Origin of the sequence: Sporosalibacterium faouarense (assembly GCF_016765695.1) — a bacterium.
Classification (GTDB): Bacteria; Bacillota; Clostridia; order Tissierellales; family VENL01; genus Sporosalibacterium; species Sporosalibacterium faouarense.
Genome location: NZ_JAETGO010000034.1, coordinates 1 through 19342 on the forward strand (window position 1 = coordinate 1; position 19342 = coordinate 19342).

General features: G+C 31.6%; 5 protein-coding genes. All 5 read left to right on the plus strand.

Annotated features, from left to right (window positions below; genetic code table 11):
* Positions 1–4127: fibronectin type III domain-containing protein (locus JMO20_RS04860; RefSeq protein ID WP_202708414.1), on the plus strand; the 4127-nt coding region annotated here is incomplete at its 5' end.
* Positions 4128–4156: 29 nt separating this feature from the next.
* Positions 4157–7456, plus strand: coding sequence for a fibronectin type III domain-containing protein (locus JMO20_RS04865; protein ID WP_202708415.1), 3300 nt, complete (start codon positions 4157–4159; stop codon positions 7454–7456).
* Positions 7457–7476: 20 nt separating this feature from the next.
* On the plus strand, positions 7477–8385 hold the full coding sequence (locus JMO20_RS04870) for a hypothetical protein (protein WP_202708416.1): 909 nt from the start codon (positions 7477–7479) through the stop codon (positions 8383–8385).
* A gap of 17 nt (positions 8386–8402) precedes the next feature.
* Positions 8403–9245 (plus strand): hypothetical protein, encoded by an 843-nt coding sequence (locus tag JMO20_RS04875; RefSeq protein WP_202708417.1) that lies wholly within the window; start codon positions 8403–8405, stop codon positions 9243–9245.
* Between the two features lie 46 nt (positions 9246–9291).
* A complete protein-coding gene (locus tag JMO20_RS04880; protein ID WP_202708418.1) occupies positions 9292–19299 on the plus strand; it encodes an RHS repeat-associated core domain-containing protein in 10008 nt (3335 codons plus the stop codon).
* Positions 19300–19342: the final 43 nt, after the last annotated feature.

Consider the following 19342-nt stretch of genomic DNA (forward strand, 5'->3'; position numbering starts at 1 on the left):
TATCCATAGGTGGTTTAGTTGGAAGTAACTACGGTGATATAGAAAATTGCTATGTGGAAGGTACTGTTGAAGGAGAAAGCTCCACAGGACTATTAGTAGGATTTAATGATGGGACAATAGAAAAATCGTATGCAAATGGTTCAGTAAAAGGAGATTCCGAATCCACAGGAGGCTTAGTGGGCTATAACTTCACAGGTACGATTAAAGAAACATATTCAGCTGGAAGTGTATACGGATCTAAGGATAACGTAGGAGGATTAGTAGGTCATAACTTTGCTGGTGATATCATAGATAGTTATTCAACGGCAAGGGTAGAAGGAAGATATAATGTAGGTGGACTAGTTGGAGAGATGATTTCTGGCTCAATAACTAATTGCTATGCAATAGGCCAAGTATCCGATGGTAGAAATAATGTCGGTGGCTTGATTGGAGAAGCATTTGATATGGTAAGAATTGTAGATAGTTATTGGGATAGAATAGAGACAAATCAGGCATCATCAAGCGGCGGAGAAGGAAAGCTTACAAAAGCATTATTAATGCAGGAATTTTATTCAAATTGGAGTTTTACAGATGTATGGACAATAGATGAGAATGAATCATATCCATACTTTAAATGGCAGAATAAAAATATACCTGAAAAAAGTTTTGATTACTTTGTAGAAGGTAATGGTACAACTTCAAACCCATATATAATTACCAATTCAGAGGAATTAAACTTAGTTAGATACGAATTAGATGGACATTATAAACTTGGTAATGACATTAATTTAGCAAGTTATGGGCAATGGGAAACAATTGGAACAGATAAAACTGAGTTTAAGGGTAGTTTAGATGGAGATCGACATAAAATAATAAACTTAACTATAGATGCAGATAGTGATAATCAAGGATTGTTTGGAGTTATTCATAAAACAGCTATAATCAAAAATATAGGTCTTGAAAATGTAAATGTATCAAATACAGACAATGAATACACAGGAGCATTGGCCGGAGAAAATCACGGACTTATACAAAACACTTATGTTAAAGGTAGTGTTAAAGGTGAGAAATTTACTGGATTATTAGTAGGAGATAATGATGGGACAATAGAGACATCTTATACAGATGGCTCAATAGTTGGTGATTCTCATTATGTTGGCGGATTAGTAGGATATAACAGCGGTAATATAAATGAAACGTACTCAACTGGAAGTGTATATGGAGCAAAGAATAATGTAGGTGGATTAGTAGGAACTAACCGTGATGGAAGCATTGAAAACAGTTATTCGACAGCCAGTGTAGAAGGGAAACATGACGTAGGTGGATTAGTTGGAGAGGTTACTTCTGGAACAATAAATAATTGTTATTCAACAGGAGAAGTTACTGACATTGATAATAATGACGGACACGGTCATGATGGACATTGGTTTGGTGAAAATAAGATCGGTGGATTAATTGGTAGTAAACACTTTATGGCAACAGTTAGAGATAGTTATTGGAATATAGATACATCAGGACAGAGAGATTCCGACGGTGGAATAGGCAAAACAACAACAGAAATGAAAAGCGAAGAAACATATAGGAATTGGAATTTCCAAGATGTCTGGAGTATTGATAGTAGAGGAAAGATAAACAATGGATACCCATGTATACAACAAATTATGCCTCCAACAATTACATTAAACGGAGAAACAGAGACTACATTGGAAGTTTTCTCAAGATATATAGAAGAAGGGGCTGTAGTTACAGACATAGTAGAAGGAAATTTAACTAATAATTTAAAAATAATTGGATCAGTTGATACATCTATGCTTGGAGACTACAAAATAACATATAAAGTTAGTGACAACATGGGAAATGAAGTAACAGAATATAGAACAATACATGTTGTAGACACAACTAAGCCAATAATCACTTTAATAGGAGATGAAACTGTTCACCTTAATGTAGGTGATAACTATATAGAAGAGGGATCAATAGCTGAAGATAATTATGATGGAAACATTACAGATAATATTGAAATATCTGGGGCAGTTGATACAAATATAGAAGGAACATATGAGATAAAATACAATGTTACTGATGATAATGGAAATATTGCCAATGAAGTTATAAGGACAATAGTTGTGACATTGGGTATACCTGATAATTTAATGACTTCAGCTACTTCGGACAGTATAAATATATCATGGTTACCAGTGACTGGCGCAACAGGTTATGATATAGAAGTTTATGGGTCAATAGTCGATGCTGGTGATAAAACAGAATATACCCATGAAGGACTTAATCCAAATACTCAGCTTACTTATAGAGTGAGAGCTAAAAGCTCAAGATCTGTCAGTAAGTGGAGTGGTATAGTTGCTCAAACTACTCTAACAGGTACACCTAAAAACATAGACGCAGAGGCTACAGATACAACTATTGATTTATCATGGGATCCAGTATCAGGAGCAAAGGCATATGATATTGAGATAGATGGTGTAGTGTCAGAGATAATTGATAATAAATATCTTCACGATCAATTATTGTCTAGCTCTGAACACAGTTATAGAATTCGATCTAAAAATGAGGAAGGAATAAGTGAGTGGAGTGAATTGTTCATAAAATCAACTTTACCATCCATTCCATCTAATTTAAGCTCAGACATACAAATAAATGAAGTAACCTTAACTTGGGATGAAGTCCCTAGGGTAACAGGATATGAAGTAGAAATTAATGGCGAAGTTATAGAGAATGGAATGAGCAATACATATACAATCGACACAAATGAACCAAACAAAGAATATATCTTTAGAGTAAGGTCAAATAATGAAGGTTTAAATAGTGGATGGAGTTCTCAAATTGTAGTAATTACTCCACCAGAAGAGCCAAAAAACTTAATAGCTACATCCTTAAGTACTCAAATTACTGTAAAGTGGGATTCGGTGATTGGTGCAGAAGGATATGAGATAGAAATAGACGGAGAAGTATATGATGTTGGGTTAAAAACCACATATATGCATAGTAACTTAACACCAAATACTGAATATTCTTATAGGATTAGATCTAAGAATAATGGCGGAATAAGTGAATGGAGTGAGAAGATAGTTGCAACGACATTGCTAAGTGTACCATCTAACCTTGGTGCTGTATCATCAAGTGATGGAATTTTTCTAACTTGGGATGATGTAGACGGAGCAGTTGGTTATGACGTGCTTGTAGATGGAGAAACAATTGATAATGGGAATAGCACTGTCTTTGAGCATAAAGATCTTGAGCCTAATACTTGGCATTATTATAGAGTTAGGGCAAAACAGGGAGAGTATGTAGGGGATTGGAGTGATAGTATCACCCAAGCTACCTTAGTTGGTATACCTACTAATATTCATACAAGTTCAAGTAGCTCAAAAATTATAGTAAAATGGGATACGGTAAATGGAGCAGAAGGTTATGATTTATTAGTAGATGGAGAATTGGTAGAGGATGTAGATTCTAGTAAATATAGACATGATGAACTTGATCCAGGTACAACTCATTCATATAAAATAAGGGCTAAAAATTCAAATGGAATTAGTGATTGGAGTATATTAGTAAAACAAATAACTTCACCAGATATCCCTGATGATTTAGAAGCAGAAGCTACAACTTCGGAAATTAGGATAGTTTGGGATGAAGTAGATGGAGCTTCAAGCTATGATATAGAGGTAGATGGAAAAGTAATCGAGGAATTAGATACTACTGAGTATATCCACAAGGATTTAGAACCTAATACTTGGCATTTATATAGAGTTAGGGCTAGAAATAATGGAGGCTATAGTGAATGGAGCGAAGAGCTACAGTACAATACTAAGCCTGAAATTTCAGTAAATGTCGGTAAGGATACAACCTTTAATTTTGTAGTAGTAGCTCCAAAGAAAGATGGTGTAACCACAAGATATATAGAGGTTAATTATAATCCTGATGAATTAGAAGTAATTGATTTATGTGCTGTAACTCCAGAGGTTAATCTAGAGTCAGGAGATATAACTGGAACAAATATTTCAGTTACTAGTTTTGAGCCAGGTAGAATCACCTATAAGGTTACGGATGCAGATAAAACAATAGTAAATAGTATAAAATTCAAAGCCAAGGTAAGTAAGCACTCTAAAGTAACTTATGAGGTGAAATAGATGGAACATAGAGAAGAGGAGTTGTGGAAATGAATCGGTCAAAAACAATTTTCATTTTAATAATAGCTATGGTTATTACATCTTTACCTATGAATGTCCACGCCGGAAGTGAATTAGACATTGTTTTCATAATTGATGAGTCTGGAAGTATGGGAAGCGATATTGCAGATGTAAGAAATCAGATAAAAAACTTTACAAGTAATTTACAAAATGAAGGAGTAAATTATAGGCTAGGGCTTATATCATATGAGGAAGATACAAGAGTATTTTCAATGACTAGCAACGTTGAGAGCTTTAAGGATAACTTGGACAGTATAGATGTCCATGGGGGAGTAGAAAATGGGCTTGATGCTATTAATGATGCTATTGATAGATATACCTATAGAACACATGCGATTAAATACTTTGTATTAATAGGAGACGAAGAGATTTATAGTGATCGTGGGTATAGAGATGACCAGACAATTCAAAGACTTCAAAACAATGACATAATATTAACTTCTGTTTCAATTTCAAATAATCGTAGTCAGTTCAGAGAGTTTTCTGATGGAACAGATGGATTAACTTTAAATTTAAATAGTGGTTTTGGTAGAAATCTGACATCAATATTTGAACAAATACAAAACATTCCCAAATTAGAAGTTATTTCTCCTAGTGAAAATCAAATGTTGAGTGATTTTGATAGTTCATTTATTCCTAGGGTTATTGGTTCTGATGCAGATAGTGATGCATTAACATTTGAATATTATATTGATTCGGAAAGTACACCTAAAGATAGAAAATATATAACTAATACTGAAACAGAGCATACTGTTAACTTTGATGCAATAGATATTGGGCAACTTTCAGAAGGAAGCCATAGATTCAGATTTAAAGTATCTGATGGTAGTGATGAGGTAGAGCAAGAGGTCAATGTTACTATTGATAATCAGGCACCTTTATTAGGAAATGTTAACTTTGATTATTCAGATACTGATATTAATATAAGTGGGTCTGCAACAGATAATATATCTGGATTGGCACATAATCCATATAGATATAGTATTAACGACAGTAGTAGTACTTGGACCTCTCAAACCAATTATGCATCAGATTTATTGAATCCAAACACTGAGTACCAAGTTAAATTTGAAGCTAGAGATGATGTGGGACATATTGCAAGTAAGATTGAATCCATATGCACAAAATCTCAAATTCCAAATCTTATTGTTGAAAGTTCTAATGAAAACTCATTGGAAATTAGTTCTCAGGACGGAAATCCTTCAACGACAGATTATCAAATTAAAGTAGGTGGGAATTATCTGGATTCAGATGGCAATACTGTTTCTAGTCCTACATGGATTAAGTTGAATAATAAGAGAATCACATTAATGGATTTGACGGTTAATACAAGCTATAATATACAAGCTAGAACTAGAAATCAAGAGAATATTAGTACTGAATTTTCTAATGAAATAACAGGAACAACCTTGGCAAAGCCACCCACTAATATTTCTTTAATACCTCAAAGGAATTCAATAGAAATATCATGGGAGGAAGTAGTTGGAGCGACGGAATATGAATTAATGGCTGATGGGGAGATAATAAATAATGGAACAAGGACAAGCTATATACATAATAGCTTGTCTCCAGACTCTCAGCATAGCTACATGGTTAGAGCAAATAACTCAGGTGGTGCAGGGAATTGGAGTGAAGCATTCAATGAGGTGACATTACCTAATCCACCGTCTACACCTACTAATCTTGAGATTACACTATCACAGGAATCTATCTCAATAAATTGGGATGAAGTAATAGGAGCCACAGAGTATTTAATTGAAGTTGATGGAGCAGTAATTGAAAATGGGAAAAATATTACTTTTACACACGATAATTTGCAACCTGAAACTGAGCATAGTTATAGAGTGAAAGCAATAAACCGTGGTGGTGAAAGTAACTGGACTGAATTGAGGACAGAAACTACATTACCATATCCTCCAGAGATACCTACTAATGTGATGTTAGAAAAAACTAAAGATACAGTAACATTAACTTGGGACGAGATGGATAGAGCTACGAGCTATCAATTACAAGTAGATGGATTGATAATTGATAATGAAAATAAAACAACATTTGTACATGAAGGATTAGAGCCTTTATCTGGACATACCTATAAAATAAGAGCTGTTAATAAGGGCGGTAAAAGTTCGTGGACGGAGTCAATTGATGCGACAACAAACCCAGAGAAGCCAGATACTCCAGAAAATGTAATGGCTACATCTGAAGAAAACTCTATAACAATAACTTGGTATAAGATTCTTAATTCAGAAAGTTACGATATAGAAGTAGATGGAAATGTGATAGAAGATATTACGGATACAGTATATATACATGATGGTCTAGATCCTAATACAGAGCATGTTTATAGGGTAAGAGCCAAAAATATAACTGGTAAAAGTAATTGGAGTAAGCCATTAACAATGTTTACCTTGCCTGAAATAGATGAATCAAATGGAAACGTAGCATTAACAAATATAATAGCTATTGTCACTAATAATAAAATATCTCTTTCATGGGATGCTGTAGCAATGGGAGCTAAATATCAAATAGAAGTTGATGGTGAACTAAAAGATATAGGAGAAGATACGATATTTAATCATACAGGGTTAGAAGAAAATTCCTTCCATACCTACAAAATCAGATTTAAGGATGAAAATGGGACCAGTCAATGGTGTGGAGTTTTAGCATTAGCAACCTTACCGAATCCACCAGATGCTCCGAAAAATGTAGAAGTAACTACATTTGATAATATGATAGAGCTTAGATGGAATAAGATAGATGGTGCAACTGGATATGATGTAGAGATAGATGGTGAGACCATAGATAATGGAATAAATACTAGCTATACGCATGGTGAACTTGAGCCAGGTACATCTCATATATATAGAGTAAGGGCAAAAAACATTACAGGCATAACAGCTTGGAGTGATGCAATAACAGAAAGTACCAGCAATCCAACATATAAGGTAAATTGTACTAAAGAAGAAGAATTCAATCTATCCCTTTTAGCCTCAAATGTACAGGACTTTACAGATTTAAGATTTGTTGTTACTTATGATTCAAATGAAGTTGAGGTACTAGACTTATATAACTTTACACCAAATGAAGACTTAATTACAGAAGGGAAAATAGAAGGTACTAACATTTATGTGAAACATACACTGGGAAGAATAGAATTTTCAGTTGATAGAAATATAGTGCCAGGAACATCATGGTCTGGAGAAATATCAGACATATTATTTAAATCTAAAATTGATGGAGAGAGTTATATAGATTATGTAGTCGAGTAATATAAGAAGGAGAGATAGGATTGAGGACTTTAATTGGCAATACTAAAAGGTTTATAATTTCTTTGCTAGTGATAACCCTCTTAATTCCTCTTGTAATTACAGGATTAAGCGCTGGAGGATTTAATGGAGATGATTTAAGGATTGCTACAGAAATATCAAACCTCACAGGAGTAGATATTAATAGAGTACTTGAACTGAAAAGCATAAGAGGGTCCTGGAATCAAGTATTAGATATGTTGAGAAGTGAAAAAAGCAGACAAAAGTCAAAGGATAAAAGAAGCAATGGTATCTTACAATCAAGTGTGAGTGACAAATTTGTGAAAAAATTGATTGATGAAGGTAATACAGAAGCTGATGTAATGGATGCTAAAATGCTAGTAGAAAAAGTTATTTACCAATTAAATGAGATTACAAATAGTGTGGCAGAAACGGTTTCAGTAAGTAATGCAGTGATAGGAGAAGATGGTGAAAATAATGATATAGCTCAGTACGTCAATTTAAAGAATAAGATAGATATGGAAACAGCTATTTCTGTAATATTAAAGCTTCAAGATAAGTACGATACAATCGAAACTGCGTTAAATGAATATTTGTACTCATTACAGCTCGACATAAATTTAGAAGATTATATCAATAATCAAGAAAAATACGAAGAAGAAAAAGAAAAGAAAAGAATGGAGATAAACTTAACTCAAATAATAACACTTTCAGAGATAGAAAGTGAGGTATTAGCAAAAATACAAAGGGAAAATGAAGAACAGTTAAGTTTGGGGAAAAGTAGCCTTGAAGCTGAAGGAGAGCCATTAGAAAATAATTTATATAATGAAAATTTAGATGTACCAAATGTTAGTGTAGAGGATGTAAAGCCTTTGAATCCTACAGAAGAGCTAATGAATGAGATAAGGGTTATTAACCCAAATGAAAACTAGATAAGGAGATGACTAAAATGAACAGAAAGAAAGTATCCAGATTTTTATTGGTTATGTTAATGGTATGCGCAACACTGCAAATTGGAGCAATATCTTATTCCAGCGCTGCTAAACAATTAAATGGAAGCATTAATGAAACTTCTGAAAATCAAAAAATTGAGGATATAGAAATTTCTCAAGAAATACTAAATTTTATAAAAGATGCAGACCCAGGTGATTACGGTACGAATGTAACCAATTACAAAAAAGCATTAATAGAATTAGGAATCCAACCAAGATTTAAATCTGAAATTGAAAGACTAATCAAAGAAGGCCATAGCTTACCAGATTTATTAATTGCCTATGAGTTCTTATATAATAATTTTGGAAAAATGGAAGAACTTGAAATATTAAGTAACAAAAAACAGTCAGGTAAATCGTGGTCAAAAATCTTTGCTACATATCAATCAGAAAATGGAGAGTTCATTCCAAATTCCTTTGACCCTCAATACTTACAGGACTTAATGAGAGAAGAATATATTACTCCTGATGACATTATGATAGCAGATAGAATTGCATATAAACTAGGGCTTGAGCATAAGGATATAATTTCCTATAGATTTGATGGGATAGAGTGGAAAAAGATAAACGAAGATTTAGGAATTTTAAATAGCCAAAGTGAATTACCTAGGGTAAAAGTAACAGAGGAACAGTTAGACAAGCTTACTAATCAGTATAATTTATCTGAAGAAGAAATTATAGAAGCATTAGTAATCGCTGAAAGAATAGATAAAGATTCAAAGGAAATAATTGAAAAAATAAAATCAGGTTACAGTGAAGTTGAAATTCTCGCTGAATGCTATCAAGAAAAGTATTATTAGAATTTTGAAATAATAAAAGAACCTTAAATAAAGGAGGCATTTAGCGGTGAAGGGAATATACAAATTACTACTTATTTTAAGCATATTCACAATTTTTCTTCCTATTCAAGGAGTTAACGCAGATACTCTTGAGGAATATATGAATAATGTTGTAGGGCCGAAGAAACAGTACGATACAGAATTATCACCAGTTTACTTAAAAAGCAACCTATCGAAGGAAAATATAAGTCCAAATAGTGGAGAGCTGACATTAACACAAACAGATTATTCATTACCTGGACGAAATGGTTTAGATTTGGAAATAAAGAGAATATATAAGAGTGGAACATCAAATGTTCAAGAGATGAAGGTTAAATATGTAAATGGTGCATGGGTAGATTATGTGGAATCCAATGAAAAAACATCTTCATTTTATGAAGATAGATATAATCTAGGTGTAGGAACAAGATTTTCTTTTCCTAGTATAGAAGTTAGAGAGAGCAAAGATGGTAATAAGAATATGTTTTTACATACAGACACTGGAGCAGTATATACTCTACAAGATGTATTGATGGATGATGAACTTACCTATATTTTGCAAGGACAGACTGTAAATGATGTATATGTTAGAGAATCATCTGAGTTTAATAATGGTCAAAGTGAAGGAACTTCAAAATATGTAATGATGGGCAAAGATGGCAAAAAGACATATTTTGATTCCGAAGGAAAAATATTAGGAATAGTAGATAGATATGATAATACCATTACATTTCAATATTCAACTTTATCTTATGAAATTGATGGCACAGAAATATCTAAAAAATTAATATCCAAAATTATAGATACAGTTGGTAGAGAAGTAACCATAGAATATAAAGAGGATTATAATTTCACAGTTAGTGCAAAACAAAATCAACAATATAGTAAGGATGAAAGCTATAAAGCATCACAGGACCCAAATAGTACTGATTCTGGAGATCTTAATAATAAATTTCAGGTAATAATAAATTTACCTGGAGATAAAAAAATAGTCTATGATAAATCGGCAGTCTTAGTAAGTGATTCTAAAAAAGTAATAAGGACAAGGCTTCAAAGAGTATATGATATAGATGGTAAGCCTAAATATCATTTTTGGTATGAACAACCTAAATTAGGTTTTACTTTTATGAATGGTGACGATTATTCAGTTTATAATGGATATGAAAATCTAGTACAAATAGATTACTGTAAAACTAATAAAGTTACCAGATATACCTATGATACATTTGCTAAAAGACTTAATGAAGGAAGTATGGAGTATCGAAAGATATTTCAAAGAAAAGACTTTGCTAAGAAGGACTTCGATAGTACACAAAATAAGTTTTTAGACAAATTTGTATTAGAAGAGAAGGACAAAACTGACTATGAATATATAAATGAATCCGATGGATATGGTGAAGAAGATTATGAACGATATAATAATGATTATTTAGAGAATAGCTATAGATATTACACTAAAATCACAGATATGAAGGGTAACGAGACTAATTATACATATGATGGACTTCATCAGCTTAAAGAAACATTAATAAATGGAGATGACTATAAAGAAGTAATCACTACAGAACATGATGAGATGAAGTTAATTAAGAAGAAGGAAAGTCTTATATTTAATATACAAGATGGGGAAGACGTAGGTACTCCTATTAAGAAAACACAAAACTATAGATATGATGAATATGGTAATCTAACTAATTATACGGGTCCAGAAGCAGAAAGAGATGAGGATGGAAACCCTATAAATGACGAGCATATGGTCACTTATTCCTATGCATATGATAAGTATCATGTGTTAACATCAAAGACTTGGAAACAGGATAAAGACACTACATCTCAGATATTATATGATGTTGATGATAATGGAAATGTAATAAAGGAAACAAAACAAAATACCCAGGGATATAATCAATCAATAGTTATAGAATATAACTATGATGAATATGGTAATATGATAAAATCAATAAAACACTCTAGTGATAGAAACTATATTACTAATTATGATTATGGAATAGATGCAGATGGCGTAGACCATAAGGGTGCATACTTAACTAAGAAGTATACAGTATTAGATAATGGAGAGATATCAGAAAAGTACGCTTATGATAGAAACACTGGAAATATAACAGCAGAAATTAATCCAGATGGAAAGAGAACAGAATATCAGTATGATACATTAGGAAGACTTTTAGAAACAAAACGACCTGATTTAACGACTAAAGAGTACAAATACAATGAGTTTAAATATAAAAATAGGGAAATAGAGTATACAGATTCCAATGAGGATCGTTATAAAAAGGAATACGATATATTTGGAAACTTAGTAAAATCAAGTGTATACGATAAAGAAAATGAGGAATGGACAGTTCTTAAAAGGATAGAGTATGATAATGATGGTAACAAGACAAAGGAAGTAGATTCTAATGGGAATAGCGTTAGATATGAGTATGATAGCGCAAATAGGCTTATTAAAAAAGCCTTTTATAAAAATGACCAAATATTAACAGGAGATAAGGATTTTAGTTACATAATAGGTTATGATGACGATACTGCTTTATTAGTTGAAGCAACAGATGAAGAAGGATATAAAACAAAAAATTATTTCGATATATTAGACAACTTATTTAGAGTAGAGGCTACACCTGATAATAAAAACTATTTTGTTACATCATATACCTATGATTATGTTGGTAATAAAACAAGCACAACAGACCCTAAACTAAACAAAATACAATATGAGTTTGATAAATTAGGGAGAATGGTAAAGAAGGTTGATCCAGAGCTTAATGAAACTACATATGTCTATAATAGCTTAAACAAGGTAGTCATAGCAGAAGAGCCTGGGGGTAGAATCACAAAGTATAAATATGATGAATTGGGCAGGAAGATAGAGGCATGGATATTCCCAAAAACCTCAGAAGGTTATCTTTCAAATGACTATATACCAAATAATTATACTTATACAAAGTATAAATACAATAATGTGGGGAAATTGTCTAATGTCATAAAAGGGAATGTAGTAGATAATGTAGATAAAATAGAAACAGATATATCCTATGAATACAATGATATGGACAGACTCACAGATGAATATCATAAAATAGATGATAATAGACAAAGTCATACTCATTATGAATATGACAATAAAGGAAACAATGTAAAAACAATAAGATATGTAAATCAAGAAGAAACAAAATATAAAGAATATAATTATGAGTATTATTTCAACAATAAGGTTAAACAGGAAGCTGGTGCATATATAGAAGTTACAGATGATGGCAATATAAAGCATGGAGAATATGTCAGAAAGTATGAGAGGGATAATGAAGGAAACCTAATTAAGAAAATAGATATAGGAAATGAAGGAAAGGACATTGTAACTGATTTTGAATATGACAATCAAAATAATGTAACTAAAACTGTTGGACCTTACTATATAGACAAATCCTCAGGAGAAGTATTAAGTGAGGCAGTCAATACTATAAACTATAAATATGATTCCAAAGGTAATCTATTATCTAAAAAGTCAATGGTAAATGGAGAAGAAATGGGAGAGATTTATACCTATGATGGATTAAATAATGTATTGACTAAATCCAATATCCTTGGTGAAACAACAAGATTTGTTTACGATGCAAATAGTAATCTAGTAAAGCAGGTAGATCCAAGATATATTGATATGGACATTGAAGCTGCTCCAGGAATAGAATACGAATATGATTCTTTAAATAGAAAGATAAAAACTATAGCCTTTGATGGTGAAAATAAGAAAGTCGTTAAATACATTGAATTTGATGGAAGAGGTAATTTGATTAAAGAAGTTGATGGAGAAGGATATAATACTGAAGAACCATCAAAATCAATAGGCAATGAATACGAATATGATGTATTTAATAATTTAACAATATATAAATCTGCTCAAACAGTAGCAGATAATATGAAATATGGTACAAATAACTTCACTAATAAATATAAGTACAATGGACTGGGGAAGGCAATTTATGAAGAAGATTCCAAGGGAAATAAAACAGAGACAGAGTATTATTTAAATGGAATGACTAAGAAGGTCACTTTTGCTGATGGAACTAGTGAAGAGTATAATTATGATTTAACAGGAAATTCAGAAATCACTAAAACAGATAAAATGCAGCACCTAACCAAAGTATATAACAATGTTTTCAGCAAACCATATAAGAAAGTATATGTCGATGAAACATATGAAGTATTTAAATATGATGATTTTGGAAACTTAAAAGAAAATTATGACCAAATAAAAAGTCCTAAGCTAGAAAATCCTAATGAATATGAGTATAATGCATTAGGGAAGTTAGTATCTAAAAAACAATATATAGCTGAGGATGATGATTACAAATATTATAAAATAACCAAGAATACCTATGACGAAGCCGGTCGGTTATTAAGTAAAGAAACATTTGAATATAAAGAATCTAAAGGTTCAAATGAAACATCAACTACCTCTGCAGAAGATAAAGTTGAATACCAGTATGATAGAGCTGGTAGACTAATAAAAACTTATGGTCCTATGGGACGAGAAATCACAAATGAATATGATGATACAGGCAACTTAATTACTAAAAAGAGTAAGATAGATGAAAATAATTATAAAATTACAAGATATGAATACGATACTAGGTCTCAGCTAATAAAACAATCTCTATTAGTAGACACCTCTGATATAAAGAATGAGTATTTATCAAATGCGGAGTTTGATGATGAATACTTCTCTAAAATAAAATCAAGTATAACTTATAGCTATTATAATAATGGACAAGTTAAGACTAAAGAAGATTCCCTAGGAAATATCATAAGCTATAAGTATGACTATGATAACAGAGTTGTTGAGCAGCAGAGACAAGATGAAGAAAATCCCATTAGGTATGAGTATGATTCAGTAGGAAACTTAATAAAACAAACTAATCAAAAATCAGTATCTGTATACTATGAATACGATGTAATGAACAGACAGACCCGTAAAATAGTACCAGCAGCTGATGGAAGCTTAGCCATTACTAAGTATATATATGATGACATGGGTAATCTTATAAAACAAGTTACACCAAATAATTATGATGAAGATATGGATACTTCTGAATTAGAAGAATTAATGGAAGGAATATCATATATATATGACTCTATGAATCGTAGGATAGCTACATTATCACCAGAAGGTGAAGTGATAGAATACATCAAATACGATGCTCTAGGTAGAGTGACTAAAAGAGTTGATGGACTAAGATATACTGGAGATATGGAAACCTCAGAAGGTATAACATATAAGTATGATAGCTTAGGAAGGGTAGTAGAAGAAAAACTAGCTACTCAATCCCCAAGCAGTTATAAGTATGATATGCTGGGAAATCTTGTAAAGAAGACAGACCAAAGAGGGAACTCTATATTATTTGAATACAACCCAGATGGAACTTTAAATAAAGTAACTTACCCAGACTCAGGGTATATAACATATGAATATGACTTATTAGGAAGAAAGACTAGTCAAACAGATCAAAGGGGTTATACAACATTCTTTAGCTACAATGCCTTTGATAAGCAAAGAAAACTGACAGATCCTTGTAAAATAGATGAAGTAGTAGACAATATTAATGATTTAGAAGCAATAGAGAGTAAATATGATTTAAATAATGTGTTATATAAATACGACTTAAATGGAAATGTGGTTTCAGTTAAAGATAAAAGAGATACTACAACATTAATGTCATATGATTATTTAAACAGAGTAGTAGAAAAGAAAATACCTATTGAGAGAGATACAAGTGGAAATATAATATATAGGATAGAAACCTATGAATATGATGAGGTAGGAAACCTGTTTAAAGAAACAGTATCAGACTCAAAAAATAGGACAGAAGCAAGGGAAATAACCCATACCTACTATGACAATAATCTAGAAAAGACAGTAACAAATAATAATGGAAGCTACATCAAATCATACTATGATAAAAATGGAAATGTTATTAAGACAGAAACCCTTAGGGAAACTGGTATATATGACATTCAGAAATTTGAATATGATAATCAAGATAGACTTTTAAAAGAAATATCTTTAATCAATGAAGATGACGTATACAATTATCAGGACTTTGACAACTTAGACAATCTAAGAGATGAAGAATATCCAGATAAAATAAAAATCATAACAGGATATGAATACGATATATTAGGTAATAAGATAAAACAAATAAATTCAAGGGCATATCAATACGGAAAAGCAGATGAAGTAAATAGAGAAAAATATACAGTGACATTTACATATGACATCTTAAACAGAGTTGAAAAGACAATAAGTATGTATAAAGGTCAAGAGGTATATACTCAGAATTATTACGATGAAGCAGGAAATAAAATCAAGGTAAGAAATGCAAAGGGATCAGAAACCAATTATACCTATGATGAAATGAATAGAGTTAAAACTGTAACTAATGCCAAAGACCAAACTATAACTTATACTTATGACTTGGCAGGAAATAAGACAGCAGAAACTAATGACAAGCAAAATTCCGTGTATTACATTTACGATAAATTAAACAGAGTAATCATTACAAAAAACGATGATGAAGAAGTAATATCTAAAAGAATATTTGATGCAAATGGAAATGTAATAAAAGAAATGGATAGAAAAGGCTATCTATCAGCAAATATAGATGAAGAAAGATATGGAATACAATATACTTATAATCTAGCAAATCAGGTAGTGAAAATAGTAGATCCAGAAATAACAGAATACAATCAAGAAAATGGTACTAACAAATTTACTGCAAAATATGGGTATAATGTATTTGGAGAAAAAATCAAAGAAATAGATGCCTTAGGTAATGCAATTAAATATGAATATGACAATGTTGGTAATCTAATAACTGTATTAAATCAGTTAGAAGAATCAACAAGTTATACTTATGACAAGCTAGGCAATAAACTAACAATGAAAAATCCTAAGGATAAAATAACCTACTATAAATATGGCGCATTTGGAACATTAATTGAAGTAGAAGACCAAGATGATAACACAATAAAATACAAATATGACATAGCTGGCAATCAAGTATATACAGAGGATAAAAGTAAAAATCATTTAATACAAACATTTGATAATAGAAATTTACTAACTAAGAAGGAAATACTTGAAACAGAAGATAAGGTAGAATATGACTACGATGAATTAGGAAACAGAATAGAGATGATAGATGAAAGTGGAGTAACCACCTATCAATATAATGAAATAAATCAAATAGAGAGAATATATAAGGATAACTCTCAAGCACCTATATTAATCTACTCATATGATACAATAGGGAATATAAAGACAGTAACAGATAAAAAAGGAAATAAGACAGAATATGAGTATGATAAGCTAAACAGGCTAAAAACTGTAACCTTTGATTCTAACAAAACAACATATCACTATGATGAAAATGGGAACAGAGATTGGATAGACTATCCAGGGGGAATAAGAGAATCATATGAATATAATAAAAACAACAAATTAATAACAGTAACAAATACAGCACCAAATGGAAATATAATATCAGAATATAAATACACATATGACTTAGCGGGAAGACAGATAAGTAAAACAGATAACTATGGAACAACAACATATGAATATGATGAAGCAGGAAGAATAGAAAAAGTAGTAGCCCCAGGGAAAACAACAGTCTATGGATACGATAAGGCGGGAAACAGAGAAACATTAAATGAAGCCTATACATCAGAACAATATAGTGCCTATAAAAATACAATAGGAGAATCAGTAAAATATTCAATAAAGAAAAGCTATTACACATATTCAGATTCAAATCAATTACTAAAGCTAGTAGAAAAGATGTATGACAAAGAAAGTAAACAGGTCCTTCAAAAGACAATAGACTATATATACGATAATAGAGGAAATGAGCTAAGACAGAAAACAAGCTATATAAGACCTCAAAATAAGGACATGCATCAAAAGACTATAGGAAATATATTTGACTTTGGATTTAAAAGAAAGATAAACCCCTTGATATATAAAGTAAGCAACACATACAATGGGTTTAATCAGCTAGTTAGAAGTGAAAACATCAAAGAAGAAGAACAGACAATAGTAAACTACACATATGATGGAGACGGACTAAGAACAAAGAAAATAGTCAAATCCTCAGAGGAAGACTTTGAACCTAAAACAACATACTTCCTCTACGATAGACAATATGTTATATTAGAAACAGATGAAGATAATGAAACAATAAGAAGATATGTAAAAGGAATAAACTATGTTGCAATCTTAGATAGTAGTGACGAAGAAAGCAATGAAACAAATATTTACTACTACCTATATAATGGGCATGGTGATGTAGTACAAACAGTAGACGAAAATGGAAAAACTAAAAATCAATATGACTTCGATATCTTTGGAAATGCAATATTGACGTCAGAAGAACACGATAATCCAATAAGATATTCAGGAGAATACTTTGATGAAGAAACAGGATTGTACTACCTAAGGGCTAGATACTATAATCCATATACAGGTAGATTTATAACAGAAGATAGCTATACAGGGGAAGATAATAACCCACTGAGCTTAAATCTGTATACTTACTGCTATAATGATCCGATACAGTTTGTTGACCCGACAGGGCATTATGTAGTTTGTCCTGATGAAAGTAGTGACTCAGGTTCATATTATAATGATTCTGATGATGATCAATCCAAACCTGCATTGACAAGAGGTGCAAGTGGAGATGATGTAGCAGAACTACAAGAGAAACTTATAGATGAAGGATACGATTTAGGATCCTGGGGAGCAGATGGATCATATGGTCCAGCAACAGAACGAGCAGTAAAACAATATCAAGAAGACCATAATCTCACAGTAGATGGAATGACAGGAAATGAGACTTGGGGTAGTCTACTTGATGAAGATGATAATAGTTCTAGTAACTCAAATACAAATAGCTCAAGTGACCCATATGAAAGATATTTAGATAATAAGTATGAAGAAATTAATGAAGGATTAGATGATACTGAGACTGTCTATAACGATGATGATGACGAACAGGAATCAAATAGTTCAACTAATAATAGTAGCAACAATTCAAGTGATCCATATGAAAGATATAAGAATAAGAAGAATGAAGAAATTAGTAAAGGGTTAGATGAAACAGAGACTGTAAATAACAATAATAGCAATGGACAAGAATCAAATAATACAACTAATAATAGTAGCAACAATTCAAGTGATCCATATGAAAGATATGTGAATAGGAAGAATGAAGAAATTAGTGAAGGGTTAGACAAAACAGAGACTGTTAATAGCAATGATAGTAGTAATGGATCAAGTGATGGTAATTTAGATATTACTGAGGGGACGAGTGATAGCACACATTATCTTACTTCATTTGATTCCATTAGTAAAGAAATACAGGATAGTGCGAAAAAGTATGTAGACGAAATAATAGAAGATGAAATTATCTATCAATCTGCAACGTTTCCAGTTAGACATACTTTACACGAGGTTTCCAAAGGATACCTATTTCAGAGAGAATATTTAAATGAGCTCGAAAGGGAAAATGCGATAAATTCTATACCATCTGTGGGTGATTTAGCAAAAACTACTTATGATGGATATCAGTTTGCAGCAAAACAAGATCCTCGATTGGCAGCACTAGCTTTTGTAGGGTACATGTCAATAAGTCTTGCCAGTGGATCAAACTATGATAGTATAGGTAATTTAGATTTAAGTTCTCTTACAGATGAGAAAGTTATTGAAGCTAAAATGCAATCAGATGCAATAAATAATACACCTTATAAATATCTAATCACTACCTCTTCTGGAAGAGAGAAATTTATAGAAGAGATAGATAATTTAATTGATGAGGTATCCAAGGTTGAGAGTTATAGTAAAGAGTATAAGCAGGCAATTATATCCTATGCTAACTTACTAAAGCAAATCAATGCAGATTATAAGGAGTCAAAGAAAACCGTTGATTATATAAAAGATAATCCAGTATATTTTATTCCATAGAATAAAATTCTAGATAGCTTATTTGTAATTCTATAGATTTGCA